The sequence below is a fragment of the Burkholderia sp. AU16482 genome, from assembly GCF_002223285.1.
Taxonomy (GTDB): Bacteria; Pseudomonadota; Gammaproteobacteria; order Burkholderiales; family Burkholderiaceae; genus Burkholderia; species Burkholderia semiarida.
On sequence record NZ_NKEY01000003.1, the window covers coordinates 1401123 to 1417895 of the forward strand.

The following is a 16773-nucleotide window of genomic DNA, read 5'->3' on the forward strand; positions in this document are numbered from 1 at the left end:
TGTGTCCAGCGCCCGGGCGGCGCCGGCGCTTGCCAGGCCGCGCTCAGGCGCGCTTATCCGGTTCGAGCTGCGATTGCAGCAAAATGATTTTGTCCTTGGCCGCCAGCTTTTCCTTCTTCAGGCGGTGCAGCGTGATGTCGTCGATGTCGGAGTGTCCTTCCTTCAGCTCGATCTCCCGAGCGAGCTGCTGGTGCTGCTCCTGCAATGCAGCCAAACGGTTGTGCAATTCCTGCTGCTGTTCCGTGTGACGGTTTTGCATAGTTGCCTCCTCATCGAAGCAGCGCGACGGCTGGCGTGCCGACGCGCCCGAGACTGATCCCGATCAATTCAACACGTTACTGCCCCTGCTGTTGCTGCTGCCTGGCCTTCTCGGCCGCTTCCTGCTGACGCCGCTCGACATCGGCCTTGTGCTGCGCGGCTTCCTTCTGCTTCTGCTCGTAGCGCGCGGCGTTGTCCGCCCGCTCCTGCGCCTTCTGCGCCGCCTGCTGGTGCGCCTGGTCGAGCTTGCGCTGGAAATCCGCCTGCTTCTGGTCGTATGCCTGCTTGCTCGCCGCGCGTTGCGGCCCTTCCGCGCCGCGCTGCGCCTGCTTCAGTGCATTCTGCTCCTGCTTGTCGCGGAATGCAGCCGCGTTCGCCGCGTCGTTCGCCGCCCGCTGCGGCGCTTCCGCCGCGTTCTGCGCCTGCTTCAGCGCCTGCTGCTGGTCGCGCTGCTGCGCCCGCACAGCGCGCTGCTCGTCGTTGAGCGCGAGCTGCTCCTGGCGGATGCTCGCCCGCTCCTCGCGCATCCGGTCGCGCGCCTTGCCGAGACAGTGATTGACGAAGAATTTGCTGTAGCAATCGTGCTCCGCCACCGCATAACGATAATCGTTTTCCGCGGAGCGCTGATTGAGCACTTTTTGACGGGCGTCGAAATCCGGGGCGGCGGAGGCGGCAACGGGCGCGGACGCGGCGGCGTCCGAGGCCTGCGCGAATGCGCCGGAAGCCCCGGCAGACAAAGCCGCGGCGAGCGCTGCGCCGAGCGCGACGAGAGAAATACGGGAAGTTGGCAACGTCGTAGGAAAGCTGCGGGACATGTGTCAAATTCTATCACCCCCGGCTGGACGCTCCGCCATTTATGGCAAAATGCCCCGCTCCATTCACCCGCGGCCTTGCCCCGGCGGGCCCGCCGTGCAGTCCGCCGCTGCGGGCCTGCCGGCCCGCGCCGCGATTTCAGCAGGCAGACAGACCATCCACGACATGACGGAAACCGTAGCACTCAAGATCGTACAGCGCATCGCCACCGAACTGTCCGTCCAGCCGCGCCAGGTCGCGGCGGCCGTGCAACTCCTCGACGAAGGCTCGACCGTTCCGTTCATTGCCCGGTACCGCAAGGAAGTGACCGGCAACCTGGACGACACGCAGCTGCGCCAGCTCGAGGAACGCCTCCTGTACCTGCGCGAGCTCGAGGATCGCCGCGCCGCGATCCTGTCGAGCATCGACGAACAGGGCAAGCTGACCGACGAACTGCGCGCCGCGATCGACGCGGCCGACAGCAAGCAGGTGCTCGAAGACCTTTATCTGCCGTACAAGCCGAAGCGCCGCACGCGCGCGCAGATCGCCCGCGAAGCCGGCCTCGAGCCGCTCGCGCACGCGCTGCTCGCGAACCCGCTGCTCGACCCGCAGGCGGAGGCGGCCGCGTACGTCGACGCCGACAAGGGCGTCGCCGACGTGAAGGCCGCGCTCGACGGCGCGCGCGACATCCTGTCCGAGCAATTCGGCGAGACGGCGGAGCTGCTCGGCAAGCTGCGCGACTACCTGCACAACCAGGGCGTGGTGTCGTCGGCCGTCGTCGAGGGCAAGGAAAACGAGGAAGGCGAGAAATTCCGCGACTATTACGACTACGCGGAAACGATCAAGACCGTGCCGTCGCACCGCGCGCTCGCGCTGTTCCGCGGCCGCAACGCCGGCGTGCTGACGATCAAGCTCGGCCTCGGCGAGGAGCTCGACGCGCAGGTGCCGCACCCGGGCGAGGCGATGATCGCGCGCCATTTCGGGATCGCGAACCAGAATCGCCCGGCCGACAAATGGCTGTCCGACGTCTGCCGCTGGTGCTGGCGCGTGAAGGTGCAGCCGCACATCGAAAACGAACTGCTCACGCAGTTGCGCGAAACGGCCGAAACCGAGGCGATCCGCGTGTTCGCCCGCAACCTCAACGACCTGCTGCTGGCCGCGCCGGCCGGCCCGAAGGCGGTGATCGGTCTCGACCCCGGCCTGCGCACGGGCGTGAAGGTCGCCGTGGTCGACCGCACCGGCAAGCTGCTCGCGACCGACACGATCTACCCGCACGAACCGCGCCGCGACTGGGACGGCTCGATCGCGAAACTCGCGCGCATCGCCGCGCAGACGCAGGCCGAACTGATCAGCATCGGCAACGGCACCGCGTCCCGCGAAACCGACAAGCTCGCGAGCGAATTGATCGCGAAGCACCCCGAACTGCGGTTGCAGAAGATCGTCGTGTCGGAAGCCGGCGCGTCGGTCTACTCGGCGTCCGAGCTCGCCGCGAAGGAATTCCCGGAGCTCGACGTGTCGCTGCGCGGCGCCGTGTCGATCGCCCGCCGCCTGCAGGACCCGCTCGCCGAGCTCGTGAAGATCGAGCCGAAGGCGATCGGCGTCGGCCAGTACCAGCACGACGTGAACCAGCGCGAACTCGCCCGCTCGCTCGACGCGGTCGTCGAGGATTGCGTGAACGCGGTCGGCGTCGACGCGAACACGGCGTCCGTCCCGCTGCTCGCCCGCGTGTCGGGCCTGAACGCGACGCTCGCGCGCAACATCGTCGACTACCGCGATGCGAACGGCCCGTTCCCGTCGCGCGAGCACCTGCGCAAGGTGCCGCGCCTGGGCGACAAGACCTTCGAGCAAGCCGCCGGCTTCCTGCGCATCAACGGCGGCGAGAATCCGCTCGACCGCTCGTCGGTGCACCCGGAAGCATATCCGGTCGTCGAACGGATGCTCGCGAAGATCAACAAGCGCATCGACGACGTGCTCGGCAACCGCGAAGCGCTGTCGGGCCTGTCTCCGATGGAATTTGTTGACGAACGTTTCGGCCTGCCGACCGTGCGCGACATCCTGGCCGAACTGGAAAAGCCGGGTCGCGATCCGCGTCCGGAATTCAAGACGGCCACGTTCCGCGAAGGCGTCGAGAAGGTATCGGATCTCGTGCCGGGCATGACGCTCGAAGGCGTCGTGACGAACGTCGCCGCGTTCGGCGCGTTCGTGGATATCGGCGTGCACCAGGACGGCCTCGTGCACGTGTCGGCGATGTCGACGAAGTTCATCAAGGACCCGCACGAAGTCGTGAAGGCCGGCCAGGTCGTCAAGGTGAAGGTGCTCGACGTCGACGTGAAACGCCAGCGCATTGCGCTGACGATGCGCCTCGACGACGACGCGGCAGCGCCCGGCATGTCGTCGCGCGGCGGCCAGGATCGCGGCAACGCGGGGCGCGGTGCCGCTCGCCCGCAGCGTTCGCGCGAGCCGGAACCGGCAGGCGCGATGGCCGCGGCATTCGCGAAGCTCAAGCGCTGAGCGCGCGAAGGCGCCCGAAGCAATAAAAAACCCGCCTTCCGGCGGGTTTTTTATTGCTTCGGCGAAACGCGCAGCCTGGCCGGCATGGGCCGCATGCGCGGCCCCACCGCACCGGTCAGATCTCGATCTTCGTGCCGAGCTCGACGACGCGGTTCGCCGGAATCGAAAAGAAGTCGGTCGGCTTCGCGGCGTTCTGATGCATCCACGCGAACACGCGCTCGCGCCAGATCGACATCCCCGGCAGATGCGTCGGCACGACCGTTTCGCGCGCGAGGAAGAACGACGTATCCATCAATTCGAACGTCATGTCGTGCGAGCGGCCGAATTCCTCGAGCACGGCCTTCACGTCCGGCGTCTCGTTGAAGCCGTACTCGGCCTTGACGATGTACAGCCCGCCGCCGGCATCGCGTGAGCTCAGGCGCTTGTCGTCGCGCACGTAAGGAAAATCGCGCGTGACGAACGTCAGGAAAATGGTTCGCTCGTGCAGCACCTTGTTGTGCTTCAGGTTGTGCAGCAGGCTGACTGGCACGAGCTTGTCGTTGCCGGTCAGGTAGATCGCGGTGCCCGACACGCGATGCGGCGGATGCGCGAGCAGCCCCTGCAGGAACGGCTCCAGCGGAATACCGTCGGCCGCCGTGCGCTCCTTGACGATGTGGCGCCCCTTGTACCAGGTCATCAGCAGGAAGAACAGCAGCGCGCCGATGCCGAGCGGCAGCCAGCCGCCCTGCGCGACCTTCAGCAGGTTCGCGCCGAAAAAGCCGAGGTCGATCGCGAGGAACACGGCGATGATCGCGCCCACCAGCAGCCGGTTCCAGTTCCACACCTTCACCATCACGACGCACGCGAGCACGGTCGTGATCACCATCGTCGCCGTCACCGCGATACCGTACGCAGCCGCGAGATTGTCCGAACTCTTGAAACCGACGACGATACAGAGGATCACGAACAGCAGCAGCCAGTTCACGACCGGCACGTAGATCTGACCGATCGCGAGCTCGGACGTATGCAGCACCTTCATGCGCGGCACGTAACCGAGCTGGATCGCCTGCGACGTCAGCGAATACGCGCCCGAGATCACGGCCTGCGACGCGATCACGGTCGCGACCGTCGACAGCACGACGAGCGGCAGCAGCCCCCATTCGGGCGCCAGCAGGAAGAACGGATTCTCGATCGCTTTCGGATTCTGGATCAGCAGCGCGCCCTGGCCGAAATAGTTCAGCACGAGCGACGGCATCACGAGCCCGTACGCGGCGTAGCGGATCGGCTTGGCGCCGAAGTGGCCCATGTCCGCATAGAGCGCTTCCGCGCCGGTCAGCACCAGCACGACCGAGCCGAGCACGACGTAGGCCTGCAGCAGGTGGTCGGCCATGAACGACGCCGCGTAATACGGATTGATTGCCGCGATGATGCCCGGCACGCGAACGATGTGGTACACACCGAGCGCCGCGATCACGACGAACCACAGCACCATGATCGGGCCGAACAGCTTGCCGACCAGCGCGGTGCCGTGCCGCTGGATCCAGAACAGCGCGATCAGGATCACGATCGTGATCGGCAGCACGAGATGGGACAGGTGCGGCGTCGCGATCTCGAGACCTTCGACGGCCGACATCACGGAGATCGCCGGCGTGATCACCGCGTCCCCGTAGAACATGCACGCGCCGAATATCCCGAGTGCCATCAGCGCGCCCGCGACACGGGTTTTGGAATCGAGCGGCCGCAGCGACAGCGCCATCAGCGCGAGCACGCCGCCTTCGCCGTTGTTGTCGGCGCGCATCACGAACAGCAGGTATTTGACGCCGACCACCAGCACGATGGCCCAGAACAGCAGCGAGATCACGCCGAGAATCGATCCTTCGGTCAGCGGAATCCCGTGTGCGGGGCTGAACGCCTCCTTGAGCGAATACAGCGGGCTGGTGCCGATGTCGCCGAACACGACGCCGATGGCTGCTATCGCTAGCGCCCGCATCGAATGTTGTTGCGTCGAATGCGGCGCGTGTGCGGCGTCGGTCGCGTGAGTCGTGTCGTTCATATGAAGCGTAATAATCGGGTCCGGGTCGGACAAAACGAGCGCTATTCTACTCGCGCCCCCGTGAAACGCCGCCCTGCCGTGTTGCCGTGGAACCACGTGACCCACGCCGCGCATGCAATCCGGCGCCACCTGTGGCAGGGCTGCCATCATAGCCGGGACCGCGCCGCCTGCCTATCGGGGTGCGCAAGGCGCGCCGCGCGGCGCAACGCGCGCACCAACGAAAACGGCGCCGCAAGCGGCGCCGTACCAGGCTTTCCTTCGATCGGCCGGCCGCTTACGCGCCCGAACCGTCGCGCTGCGCGCGACCGCGCTTGATCCACGCCTCGAGGTTGTGCGGACGAACCGTGTCCCACTCCTCGAACGGCTGATGAATCCACGGATTCGTCGGCAGGAACTGCGTGTGATAGTCGGGCTTGACCTTCGAGCAACCCTTGTACCAGAGCACGGCCGAACGCACCGCCGTGACCGCCGGATAGCGCTCCTTCAGGTGCTCCTGCACGCGCGCGAGCGTGACGCCCGAATCGACGAGATCGTCGACCAGCAGCACGTTGCCCGCGAGATGGCCGCGCGTCATCGTGATGTACTGCGCGATGTCGAGCTCGCCCTGCTGGGTGCCGGCCGCTTCCCGGTACGAGCTCGTCGCGAGGATCGCGAGCGGCACGTCGTAGATGCGCGACAGCTGGTCGCCGACGCGCAGGCCGCCGCGCGCGAGGCACAGGATCTGGTCGAACTTCCAGCCCGACGCATGCACCTGGAGCGCGAGCAGCTCGATCAGACGGTGGTACTCGTCCCAGCCTACCCACAGGTTCTTGTCGTCGTTGCGCGGATCGGTCATCAAGTCTGCCGCCGTCATCGTGATTTGCTGCGTCATCTTGGGAATTACACCTTGAACGGATGGCGGAGCAGGATCGTTTCGTCGCGGTCCGGGCCCGTCGACACCATGTCGACCGGCACGCCAGCCACTTCCTGGACGCGGCTCAGGTAAGCCTGCGCGTTGGCCGGCAGCGCGTCCCACGTCTTGATGCCGACGGTGCTTTCCTTCCAGCCGGCGAACGTTTCGTACACCGGTTCGCAGCGCGCGACGTCGACCGCGCCACGCGGCAGAATGTCCACGTCCTTGCCGTCGACCTGGTAGCCGACGCACAGCTTGACTTCATCGAGACCGTCGAGCACGTCGAGCTTCGTCATGCACAGGCCAGACACGCCGTTGATCTGGATCGAGCGGCGCAGCGCCGCTGCGTCTAGCCAGCCGGTGCGGCGCGGACGGCCGGTGACCGAGCCGAATTCCTTGCCGACGTTCGCGAGCGTGACGCCGACCTGGTCCTGACGCTGCGGGTTGTCCGCATCGTACAGTTCGCTCGGGAACGGGCCCGAGCCGACGCGCGTGCAGTACGCCTTCGTGATGCCGAGGATGTAGTTCAGCTTCTGCGGACCGACGCCGGCGCCGGCCGATGCCGCGCCCGCGACGCAGTTGCTCGACGTGACGAACGGATAGGTGCCGTGGTCGATGTCGAGCAGCGTGCCTTGCGCGCCTTCGAACAGCAGGTTCTGGCCCGCGTTGTTCGCGTCGTACAGGCGGCGCGACACGTCGGCCACCATCGGCTTCAGGCGGTCGGCATAGCCGAGCATCGTGTCGAGCGTGGCCTGGAAGTCGACGGCCGCACCGCCCAAATATTGGGTCAGCACGAAATTGTGGAAATCGAGGTTTTCGCGCAGGCGATCGGCGAAGGTCTTCGCGTCGAACAGGTCCTGCACGCGCAGCGCGCGACGGCCGACCTTGTCTTCGTACGCGGGCCCGATGCCGCGGCCCGTCGTGCCGATCTTGCCCGCGCCCTTGCGCGCTTCGCGCGCCTGGTCGATCGCGATGTGATACGGCAGGATCAGCGTCGTGGCTTCGGAGATGAACAGACGGTCGCGCACGTTCACGCCGGCTTCTTCGAGCTCGCCGATTTCCTTGAACAGTGCTTCGGGGGACAGGACGACGCCGTTGCCGATGTAGCAGGCGACGCCTTCACGCATGATGCCCGACGGAATGAGGCGCAAGATCGTTTTCTTGCCGCCGATGATGAGGGTGTGGCCGGCGTTGTGACCGCCCTGGAAACGCACGACGCCCTGAGCGTGGTCCGTCAGCCAGTCGACGATCTTGCCCTTGCCTTCATCACCCCATTGCGTTCCCACGACGACGACATTGCGCCCGGGAGTCACGTTCACTGCGCTGGCAGACATGTTGATTCGTTAGCTGGTTAAAAACGTATTCTACCTATGTTCGCGGGCGATTCCGAATTTTTCCGTTTCGCTTCAACGATATGCACGCCGAAGCGCGACCCGCGAACGCCTGTTTATCGGGGTTCGACCACCCATGCGCCGTTGCGCTCCACGAGCGAGCGATCGCACGCGAATTCGTCGAGCACGTGGTCGTGGCCCGGGAGCGCCTGGATCACGACCTCGCCCGCATCGCGCAGCGCCGCGACGGCCGCGCCCAGCGCATCGTCCTGCGCCCACGGCGCAAGGATCGCGGTGCCGCGCGCCTCGACCGGCGAAATCCGCGCAAGCTCGCGCAGGTCGAGCGAGAAGCCGGTTGCCGGACGCGCCCGGCCATAGGCCTGCCCCACGTGGTCGTAACGGCCGCCGCGCGCAATCGCGTTCGGCACGCCGTCGATGTACGCGCTGAACATCGCGCCGCTGTGGTACGCATAGCCGCGCAGGTCGGCGAGATCGATCGCGACTTCGACGCCCTTCGCCTGCGACGCAAGCTGCGCGAGATCGTCGAGCGCCCGCGTGATTTCAGGCAGCACCGGCAGGCGCGTACGCGCCTCGGCGAGCACGCTCGCGTCACCGTAGAGGTTCGGCAGCGCGCGCAGCGCGGCACGCGTATCGGCGCCGAGATCGTCGGTGAGTTCGTTCAGCAGCGGCACGTCCTTGCCCGACAGCGCGTCGTACAGCGACTCGCCGCGCTCGGCGGCCTGCGCGTCGCGCGCCAGCAGCGCCGCGAGCACGCCCGCGTGACCGAGGTCGAGACGGATGCGCGACAGGCCCGCGAGATGCAGCGCATCGAGCATCAGTTGCTGAATCTCGAGATCGGCTTCCAGCCCGGCGTGCCCGTAGATTTCGGCGCCGATCTGGATCTGCTCGCGCGTCGCGTGCAGGCCGCGCGGACGCGTATGCATCACGTGGCCCGCGTAGCAGAGGCGCGTCACGCCCTGCCGGTTCAACAGGTGCGCGTCGATCCGCGCGACCTGCGGCGTGATGTCCGCGCGCAGGCCGAGCGTACGGCCCGACAGCTGGTCGACCAGCTTGAAGGTTCGCAGGCGCAGATCGGCGCCGCCGCTCGTCAGCAGCGACTCGAGATACTCGAGCAGCGGCGGCATCACCATTTCGTAGCCGTACGAACGGAAGCGATCGAGCAGCCTGCGGCGCAGCTCCTCGATCTTGCGCGCTTCCGACGGCAGCACGTCGGCGATATTCTCGGGAAGTAACCAGGTCGACATCGGTACGGTCCTACGACGGGAAACGGCGCGCGACACGCGCGCCGCGAGTTGAATCGGAACTTCGAAATCGGGCGGAACGAACGGCGGATGCGCCGTCCGGATCGGGGCGCCGGTCAGGTCGCGAGCAGCAGCAGCACGAGCCCGAGCACCATCACGATCAGCCCGCCGATCCGGATATGATGCGGCGGCCGCTCAGCTATTCTACGAAACGTGTCGCGCCAGGCGACGGGAAACACGAAAGGGAACGCCCCCTCGATGATCAGCATCAGCGCTACCGCGAGCAACAACGAGCCAGCCAGGTCCATGCGAGCGACGGCGCCGCTCGACGCGGCGCCCCAAGGTCAATGTTTGCGGGGAGCGGGCGCCGCCGGTGCGGCGCCGCCCGTCGGGCTGCGCATGAAGCGGAAGAACTCGCTGTCGGGATCGACGACGATGATGTCGTTGCGCTTGAACGTATTCCGGTAGGCCTGCAGGCTCGCGTAGAACTGATAGAACTGCGGATCGCGGCCGAACGCGTCGGCGGCGATCGTCGCGGCCTTCGCGTCGCCCTCGCCCTTGATCGTCTGCGCGGACTTGTACGCGTTCGCGAGCACGGCCTGCTGCTCGCGTTCGGCGTCGGCCTTGATCTGCTCGACGTCGGCCGCGCCTTGCGCACGCACCTGGGCCGCCTGATCGCGCAACGCGCCGATCATCCGTTGATAGACGGCGTCCGCCTGCGCGGCCGGCAAGTCGACACGCGTGAGCTGAACATCGACCACGTCGACGCCGAAACCGGACGCTTGCGCCTTCGCCGCATCGCGCGCGGCCTCGGCGATCGCGCGCTGGCCGCCGAGCGCATCGTCGAGCGCGCGCTTGCCGAATGCGTCGCCGAGCGCGCCCTTCAGCACGCCGGCCAGCCGGTCGGCGGCCGCCGCCGGGTCGCCGCCCGTCGCGGTGAAATACTTCATCGGATCGCTGATCCGGTACTTCGCCGCATACGCGACCAGCAGGTCGTGCTTGTCTTCGGTTGCCAGTTGCAGCGGATCGGACGACTCGAGCGACTGCACGCGCGTGTCGATCAGCGTGGCCGTCTGCAGCGGCGGCGGCAGCTTGAAGTGGACGCCGGGGCCCGCGAGCTCCGGTTGCGTACCGTCGCGGCCCGACAGCACGGCCGCATGGCGCGGATCGACGGTGAGGACCGTCGACGATGCCGCGAAGGCGACGATCACGATTGCGACGACGAGCGCAATGATTCGGTTCATGTTCTGCGCTCCCCGTTACTTCGTATCGTCTTCACGCGACCGGCTGCGAAACGCTTCGCGCGATCGCAGCACGTCGACGCCCGAGGCGGTGGCGGCCGGTGCGGCGCTCGCCGGTGCCGGCGCGGCTGCCGCCGGCGTCGTGGCAGCCGGGGCCGACGCCGCATCGGGCCCGGACGCGCCGGTCGACGCCGCGGCGTTTTGCCGCCCCTGCTCGACGAGCTTGTCGAGCGGCAGATACACGACGCTGTTGCCGCCCTTGTTGCCGACGAACACCTTCGTCGCGTTCGAATAGATTTCCTGCATCGTCTCGAGATACATCCGCTCGCGGATGACCGCAGGCGCCTTCGAGTACTGCGCGTAGACTTGCTTGAAGCGGTCCGCATCGCCTTCGGCTTGCGTGACCACGCGATCGGCATACGCCTTCGCTTCGTCGACGAGCTTCGCCGCATCGCCCTGCGCCTTCGGCAGCAGGTCGCTCGCGTAGGCCTGCGCGGCGCGCTTCGCGGCCTCGCGCTCGTCGCGCGCCTTCGCTACTTCGGCGTACGCGGCCTGGGTCTGGTCGGGCGCCGCGACGCTCTGCATCGTGACGGCCGTCACCTCGAGCCCCGACTGGTAGCGGTCGAGATCACGCTGGATCGCGGTGGAAAGCTGCTCGCGCAGCGCATCGCGATCCTGATTCAGCATGTCGGCCGCACTGCGCGTGCCGACGATCGCGCGCACCGCGGCCTGCGCGGCCTGCGACACGCTGCGTTCGGGATCGACGCTGCGGAACAGGTAATCGGTGGCGGAACGAATCCGGTACTGGACGATGAAGCGCACGTCGACGATGTCGGCATCGCGCGTCAGCATCGCGGCCTCCTTCACGTTCGCGAGGCGCACGACGTTATTGCGGCCGATCTCGATCGAGCGGACCTGCGACGTGTCGACAATCTCGTGCGACGCGAACGGATACGGCGCGCGCCAGTGCACGCCCTGGCCGACCGTGCCCGACAGCTTGCCGAGCTGCAGCACGACGCCCGTCTGGCCTTCCTGCACGACGAACAGCCCGCTGCCCGCATACACCGCGACCAGCACGCCGATCACGATGCCGACGCCCACCCGTGCGGCCCGGCCGTTGTCGGGACGCAAGCCGTTACCGCCCTTGCCGCCGAACAGGCCGCTCAGGCGTCGGTTGAAGTTGCGCCACATCTCGTCGAGATCGGGCGGACCGTCGCCGTCGCCGCCTTGCGGACGCTTCGATTCGTTCGCGCGGGGGCGGGATCCGTCCTTGCCATTGCCTTCGCCGCGTCCCCAGCGGGGATCGTTGATCGACAACAAGGCGCGCATCCGCCGCCAGGTACTCCGCTCGTTGTATTCGTTCACCAGAGTTTGTTCACCAGATTGGAAGCCGGCGAACCGGCCGGGGCCGGTTAGCGCCCGTGTTCGGAAATCGTGTGGTCTTCGTGCGGTTCAGCGGACGTGCCATCGAGCGCGTCGGACAACGTCGCGCTGGAAAGGTGTTCCGCGGAGGCGATTTCGGCGATGGCGGCACGCAACGTATCAAGACCCTGACCGGTGCGCGCGCTCAAAAAGACGCGCGAAATATTACCATATTCGTCCCGCTCGACCGCGTCGCCGCGGGCCGCCAGCTCGGGCACGGCGTCGATCTTGTTGAACACCAGGACCTGCCGGACCGTGTCCGCACCGATCTCGTGCAGCACGCCGTTGACCTGCTCGATTTGCTCGAGCCGGACCGCGCTCGACGCATCGACCACGTGCAGCAGCAAATCCGCATGGATCGTTTCCTCGAGGGTCGCCCGGAACGCCGCGACGAGCTGGTGAGGCAGCTCGCGGATGAACCCGACCGTATCGGACACGACGATCTGCCCGACCTCGTCGCCGAGGTACACGCGCCGCGACGTCGTATCGAGCGTCGCGAAAAGCTGGTCGGCCGCGTAGGCCTGCGCTTTCGTCAGCGCATTGAACAGCGTCGACTTGCCCGCGTTCGTATAGCCGACGAGCGACACCGACATCGTGCCGCTGCGCGCGCGCTGCCGGCGCTGCGTGCTGTGCTGGCGGCGCAGCCGGTCGAGCCGCGACTTCAGCATCTTGATGCGTTCGCCGATCAGCCGGCGGTCGGTTTCGAGCTGGGTTTCGCCGGGGCCGCGCAGGCCGATACCGCCCTTTTGCCGTTCGAGGTGGGTCCACGCGCGAATGAGCCGGGTCGACAGGTATTGAAGCTGCGCGAGCTCGACCTGCAGCTTGCCTTCGTGGCTGCGGGCGCGCTGCGCGAAGATGTCGAGGATGAGGCTCGTGCGATCGACCACGCGCCTGTTAAGCGCCTGCTCCAGATTGCGTTGCTGGGCCGGCGCCAATGCGTGGTTGAAGATGACGATTTCGACGTTGTGCGCGTCGCAGGCGAGCCGCAGCTCTTCGGCTTTGCCGCTGCCGATGAACATCTTGGCATCGGGACTGGCGCGACGCCCCGTGAGGGTGACGGCGGGACGGGCTCCCGCGCTGGAGGCGAGAAGACTGAGTTCTTCGAGACTGGCTTCGAAATCGGTCTTGCCGAAATCGATGCCGACGAGCGCTGCGTTGATCAAATTATCGGGTGTCAAGATAAGGCGGCTGGCATCGGTCGCTCGCGGCGACCGGATGCCGGCCGCTGCGATAGGTTAGGACGAGGCTTCCGCGTCCGGGTGGAAATTCACCGGGCGCGCCGGCACGACCGTCGAGATGGCGTGCTTGTAAACCATCTGGGTCACCGTATTACGGAGCAACACGACGTACTGGTCGAACGATTCAATGTTCCCTTGAAGCTTGATGCCGTTGACGAGGTAGATCGAAACGGGAACGTGCTCTTTGCGCAGTGCGTTCAAAAACGGGTCTTGTAACAATTGCCCTTTGTTGCTCATGGCGTACTCCATCTTTTTTTGCAGGTTGATCTGGATTGGCGGCGAAGAAAAAGAGATCCGGCGCCAATCGCTACACTATAGCTGATTTTGCCTGCCCCGCCCGGTGCATAGGCCTTCCGGCCTAGCCGTGGCGGGCCATGCGTCAGCCCTTGTCCGCGTACGGATTGTTCGACGAACGGAACTCTATGCGCAATGGAGTCCCGGTCAGCGAGAAAGTTTCGCGGAACCGGTTTTCGAGGTAGCGCTTGTAGGTTTCCGTCACCGCGTCGAGCGCGTTGCCGTGAATCACGATGATCGGCGGATTCTGGCCGCCCTGGTGCGCGTAGCGCAGCTTCGGACGCACCGGGCCGCGACGGCGCGGCTGCTGGAATTCGACGGCCTCGATCAGCGCGCGCGTGAGCTTCGGCGTCGGCAGTTTCGCCATGGCCGCCGCGTAGGCGTCGTCGACCGAGCGCATCAGCGCGCCGATACCCGTCTTCTTCGCGGCCGAAATGAAGTGCGATTTCGCGAAGTCGAGGAATTTCAGCTTGCGGGTCAAATCCGCTTTCGCGCGGTCGCGCGCGTGGTCGTCGAGGCCGTCCCACTTGTTGACGCCGATCACGAGCGCGCGGCCCTGCTCGACGACGAAGCCGGCGATGTGCGCGTCCTGGTCGGAAATGTCCTGCTGCGCATCCAGCAGAAGAATGACGACGTTCGCGTCGGAGATCGACTGCAGCGTCTTCACGACCGAGAACTTCTCGATCGCCTCGAACACCTTGCCGCGGCGGCGCAGGCCGGCCGTGTCGATCAGCGTGTATTTCTTGCCGTTACGCTCGAAGTCGACGTAGATCGAATCGCGCGTCGTGCCCGGCATGTCGAACGCGATCACGCGGTCCTCGCCGATCAGCGCGTTGACGAGCGTCGACTTGCCGACGTTCGGGCGGCCGACGATCGCAATCTTGATGCCACGCGACGGATCATCCTCGTCCGCTTCCTCGGGCTGGCCCGCGTACGCGACTTCGAGCGCCTCGTTGATCATGTCGGTCACGCCGTCGCCGTGCGCGGCCGAGATCGCGCGCGGATCGCCGAGCCCGAGCTCGTAGAACTCGGAGGCGACCGCCGTGTACTTCATCCCCTCGGCCTTGTTGACGACGAGGAAGATCGGCCGGCCGGTCTTGCGCAGGTAGTCGGCGATCGACTTGTCCTGCGGCGCGAGCCCGTTGCGGCCGTCGACGATGAACACGACGACATCGGCTTCCTCGACGGCCTGCCGCGTCTGGCGCGCCATTTCGTGCAGGATGCCGTCCTTCGCGACGGGTTCGAAGCCGCCCGTATCGACGACCAGGTAGGGCCGTTCGCCGACGCGCCCTTCGCCGTAATGGCGATCGCGCGTCAAGCCCGGCAAGTCGGCGACCAGCGCATCGCGCGAGCGCGTGAGCCGGTTGAACAGCGTGGATTTCCCCACATTGGGGCGCCCAACGAGGGCAATGACCGGTTTCATCTGTGTTTTCTACGGTGAAGCGCAGCAGCGGGAGGCCCGCTGCTGCGGGCGGCTGCGCTGAATGAAAATATCACGAATTCGCGCCGCGCCGGATGCGCGCGCCGGGCGCGCGTCGCGCGCCGTCGTCTTTCGTCTCGAACTGCCTTTCAAATACCGAGCGGCCGGGAACGCCGGCCGCCTTCAAGTCGCGGGGCCGCGGCGCGCGGGACCGGCCCGCCGCACCGCGGCCCCGCCTGTTTCCTGCGTGTCAGCGCGGACGGAACCCGTACAGGCCGCCGTCCTTCGTCTGCACGACGAGCGTATTGCCCGCGAGAACCGGCGCCGCCGTAATCGCGCTGCCGTCGGTCTTCATCCGCGCGATGAAGCTGCCGTCTTCGCGCGACAGGAAATGCACGAAGCCCTTGTAATCGCCCATCACGACCGCGTGCCCGAGCAGGTACGGCACGCCGACGTCACGGCTCTTCAGCTTGTCGTTGCGCCACAGCGGGTTGCCCGTGGCCGCGTCGTACGCGGTGACGACCGACCAGTCGTCGCCGCCGGCGACCACCGAATCGTCCTGCGCGAGGCCGCTGCGGCTCGAGAACGGTTTTTCCCACAGCGGACGGCCCGAGTTCGCATCGAAGCAGCCGAGCTGACCCTGGAACGTCACCGCGCAGGTTTCCGCGCCCACGAGCGTCGGCGGGCCGCTGACGTCGTTGATGCGCTCGACCTCGGTCACGCCCTTCGGGAACGACACGGGGGTCTGCCAGAACGGCTCGCCCGTCTGCAGGTTGATCGCGACGAGACCGCCGCCCGGGAAGCCCGCGAGCACGGCCGCGTCGCCCGCGAACGTCATGCCGGCCGACACGCGCAGGTTCAGCGGCACCGCACGGTTGCGGTAGTTCCACTTCTGCTCGCCCGTCTGCGCGTTGAACGCGATCACCTGGCCGTCGATCGTGCGCACGATCACGAGACCATTGCCGACGAGCGGCGGCGAGAAGATCTCGCCCTGCACGGTGGTCTTCCACAGTTGCTTGCCGTCCGGGCCCAGCACGAACACGCCGCCCTTCAACGCACCGACCGCGGTCAGGTTGCCGTCGCTGCCGACACCGGCCGACAGGTCCGAACCCACCTTCGAGCGCCACAGCGTCTGGCCCGTCTTCGCGTCGATCTTCTCGACCGAACCGTTTTCGCCCGCCGCATAGACGGCGTCGCCCACGGCCACCGGCGAGAACAGGTAGCGCCCGCCCTTGCCGACGCTCGCCTTCCAGACCTGTTGCACGTCCATCACGGGCTTGAACTCGGTGAGCGGCGTCGGCACGCGGCGCGCGTCCTTCGACGACGAGCAAGCCGCCAAAGCGAGGACAGCCGCCGCGCAGGCAACGGGCACAGCGTAACGTTTCAGCAAATTCATCGGTTAGCGAAGCAGAGTTAAGAGGTTGAGGGGGCCGGGATTCAGCCGCCGAGCGCGTCCAGCTTGAACTGCACGAGCTGGCGTGCCGACTGGTCGTCCTTCGACAGGCCGTCGAGCGCAAGCTTGTAAGCCGCGCGCGCATCGTCGGTCTTGCCTTGCGCGGCCAGCAGATCGCCGCGGCGATCGGCCACGAGGCCCTTGAACGCATCGACCGGCGTACCCGACAGCAGCGCGAGGCCCGCATCGTACGCCTTCTCGTCGAGCAGCAGCGACGCGAGCCGCAGCTTCGCGATCTGCTTGTACTCTTCGTCCTTGGCGTGCTCGGCGGCCCATTGCAGCTGCGCCTTCGCGCCTGCCGCATCGCCGGCCGCGTACAGCGTCTTCGCGGCCGCGAGCGCCGTCATCTGCGCATACGGCGTGCTGCCGAACTTGTCTTCCATGTCGGCAGCCGCGCGGGCCATCGTCGCCTTGTCGTTCGCGGCGGCCGCCTTCTGAACCTGTTCGTACAGCCCGGACGCCTCGGCGGCCTGACGGCGCTGCCAGTAGTTCCAGCCGTTGAAACCGGCCGCGACGACGAGCGCCGCGAGCACGATCCACGTGGTGAGGTTGCCCCAGCGGGCCCACCACGCCTTGAGACTTTCAATCGATTCTTGTTCGTCGTGATAACTCATCGGCGAGCGATTC

Annotated in this window: 15 protein-coding genes; 1 reads left to right on the forward strand and 14 read right to left on the reverse strand. The window is 66.7% G+C overall.

Going from position 1 to position 16773, the window contains the following annotated elements; translation table 11 throughout:
* Window positions 1-43: 43 nt before the first annotated feature.
* Window positions 44-259: a YdcH family protein gene (locus CFB35_RS09005; RefSeq protein WP_006478692.1), complete on the reverse strand. Its 216-nt coding sequence runs from the start codon at window positions 257-259 to the stop codon at window positions 44-46.
* 76 nt (window positions 260-335) lie between these two features.
* Window positions 336-1073: a hypothetical protein gene (locus CFB35_RS09010; RefSeq protein WP_059585320.1), complete on the reverse strand. Its 738-nt coding sequence runs from the start codon at window positions 1071-1073 to the stop codon at window positions 336-338.
* 163 nt (window positions 1074-1236) lie between these two features.
* Between CFB35_RS09010 and CFB35_RS09015 the strand changes: the two genes are divergently transcribed.
* Complete coding sequence (locus CFB35_RS09015) at window positions 1237-3561, forward strand: Tex family protein (protein WP_059585319.1); 2325 nt, start codon at window positions 1237-1239, stop codon at window positions 3559-3561.
* A 115-nt stretch (window positions 3562-3676) separates the two neighbouring features.
* Here the strand turns inward: CFB35_RS09015 and CFB35_RS09020 are convergent, their stop codons facing one another.
* From CFB35_RS09020 to CFB35_RS09080, 12 genes are all read right to left on the reverse strand, one after another.
* A complete protein-coding gene (locus tag CFB35_RS09020) occupies window positions 3677-5593 on the reverse strand; it encodes a potassium transporter Kup (RefSeq protein WP_059585318.1) in 1917 nt (638 codons plus the stop codon).
* Between the two features lie 274 nt (window positions 5594-5867).
* Window positions 5868-6464, reverse strand: a complete 597-nt coding sequence (locus CFB35_RS09025; RefSeq protein ID WP_059585317.1) for a phosphoribosyltransferase — start codon at window positions 6462-6464, stop codon at window positions 5868-5870.
* An 8-nt stretch (window positions 6465-6472) separates the two neighbouring features.
* Window positions 6473-7819, reverse strand: a complete 1347-nt coding sequence (locus CFB35_RS09030) for an adenylosuccinate synthase (protein ID WP_059585316.1) — start codon at window positions 7817-7819, stop codon at window positions 6473-6475.
* A gap of 113 nt (window positions 7820-7932) precedes the next feature.
* Entirely contained in the window at window positions 7933-9081 is a 1149-nt protein-coding gene (locus tag CFB35_RS09035) for an ATP phosphoribosyltransferase regulatory subunit (protein ID WP_006496416.1), read from the reverse strand.
* 113 nt (window positions 9082-9194) lie between these two features.
* Entirely contained in the window at window positions 9195-9386 is a 192-nt protein-coding gene (locus tag CFB35_RS09040; RefSeq protein WP_006478685.1) for a DUF2065 domain-containing protein, read from the reverse strand.
* Window positions 9387-9422: 36 nt separating this feature from the next.
* A complete protein-coding gene (hflC, locus tag CFB35_RS09045) occupies window positions 9423-10322 on the reverse strand; it encodes a protease modulator HflC (RefSeq protein ID WP_059645746.1) in 900 nt (299 codons plus the stop codon).
* Between the two features lie 15 nt (window positions 10323-10337).
* The gene (hflK, locus tag CFB35_RS09050) at window positions 10338-11684 is read right to left on the reverse strand and encodes an FtsH protease activity modulator HflK (RefSeq protein ID WP_089464806.1); all 1347 of its coding nucleotides are present in this window, start codon (window positions 11682-11684) and stop codon (window positions 10338-10340) included.
* A 47-nt stretch (window positions 11685-11731) separates the two neighbouring features.
* On the reverse strand, window positions 11732-12904 hold the full coding sequence (gene hflX, locus CFB35_RS09055; RefSeq protein WP_179231732.1) for a GTPase HflX: 1173 nt from the start codon (window positions 12902-12904) through the stop codon (window positions 11732-11734).
* 72 nt (window positions 12905-12976) lie between these two features.
* Window positions 12977-13216, reverse strand: a complete 240-nt coding sequence (gene hfq / locus CFB35_RS09060) for an RNA chaperone Hfq (RefSeq protein ID WP_006399927.1) — start codon at window positions 13214-13216, stop codon at window positions 12977-12979.
* Between the two features lie 142 nt (window positions 13217-13358).
* A complete protein-coding gene (gene der / locus CFB35_RS09065) occupies window positions 13359-14696 on the reverse strand; it encodes a ribosome biogenesis GTPase Der (protein WP_059585312.1) in 1338 nt (445 codons plus the stop codon).
* Between the two features lie 247 nt (window positions 14697-14943).
* Window positions 14944-16089, reverse strand: a complete 1146-nt coding sequence (gene bamB, locus CFB35_RS09075; RefSeq protein ID WP_089464807.1) for an outer membrane protein assembly factor BamB — start codon at window positions 16087-16089, stop codon at window positions 14944-14946.
* Window positions 16090-16130: 41 nt separating this feature from the next.
* Complete coding sequence (locus tag CFB35_RS09080; RefSeq protein WP_059585311.1) at window positions 16131-16760, reverse strand: tetratricopeptide repeat protein; 630 nt, start codon at window positions 16758-16760, stop codon at window positions 16131-16133.
* Window positions 16761-16773 lie beyond the last annotated feature (13 nt).

Excerpts from the sequence above, each read along its gene's own strand:
- CFB35_RS09035 (WP_006496416.1), bottom strand. The coding sequence starts at position 9,081 with ATGTCGACCTGGTTACTTCCCGAGAATATCGCCGACGTGCTGCCGTCG.
- CFB35_RS09005 (WP_006478692.1), bottom strand. The coding sequence starts at position 259 with ATGCAAAACCGTCACACGGAACAGCAGCAGGAATTGCACAACCGTTTG.
- CFB35_RS09040 (WP_006478685.1), bottom strand. The coding sequence starts at position 9,386 with ATGGACCTGGCTGGCTCGTTGTTGCTCGCGGTAGCGCTGATGCTGATC.
- hflC (WP_059645746.1), bottom strand. The coding sequence starts at position 10,322 with ATGAACCGAATCATTGCGCTCGTCGTCGCAATCGTGATCGTCGCCTTC.
- CFB35_RS09020 (WP_059585318.1), bottom strand. The coding sequence starts at position 5,593 with ATGAACGACACGACTCACGCGACCGACGCCGCACACGCGCCGCATTCG.
- CFB35_RS09010 (WP_059585320.1), bottom strand. The coding sequence starts at position 1,073 with ATGTCCCGCAGCTTTCCTACGACGTTGCCAACTTCCCGTATTTCTCTC.
- CFB35_RS09015 (WP_059585319.1), top strand. The coding sequence starts at position 1,237 with ATGACGGAAACCGTAGCACTCAAGATCGTACAGCGCATCGCCACCGAA.
- CFB35_RS09030 (WP_059585316.1), bottom strand. The coding sequence starts at position 7,819 with ATGTCTGCCAGCGCAGTGAACGTGACTCCCGGGCGCAATGTCGTCGTC.
- hfq (WP_006399927.1), bottom strand. The coding sequence starts at position 13,216 with ATGAGCAACAAAGGGCAATTGTTACAAGACCCGTTTTTGAACGCACTG.
- bamB (WP_089464807.1), bottom strand. The coding sequence starts at position 16,089 with ATGAATTTGCTGAAACGTTACGCTGTGCCCGTTGCCTGCGCGGCGGCT.
- CFB35_RS09025 (WP_059585317.1), bottom strand. The coding sequence starts at position 6,464 with ATGACGCAGCAAATCACGATGACGGCGGCAGACTTGATGACCGATCCG.
- CFB35_RS09080 (WP_059585311.1), bottom strand. The coding sequence starts at position 16,760 with ATGAGTTATCACGACGAACAAGAATCGATTGAAAGTCTCAAGGCGTGG.
- der (WP_059585312.1), bottom strand. The coding sequence starts at position 14,696 with ATGAAACCGGTCATTGCCCTCGTTGGGCGCCCCAATGTGGGGAAATCC.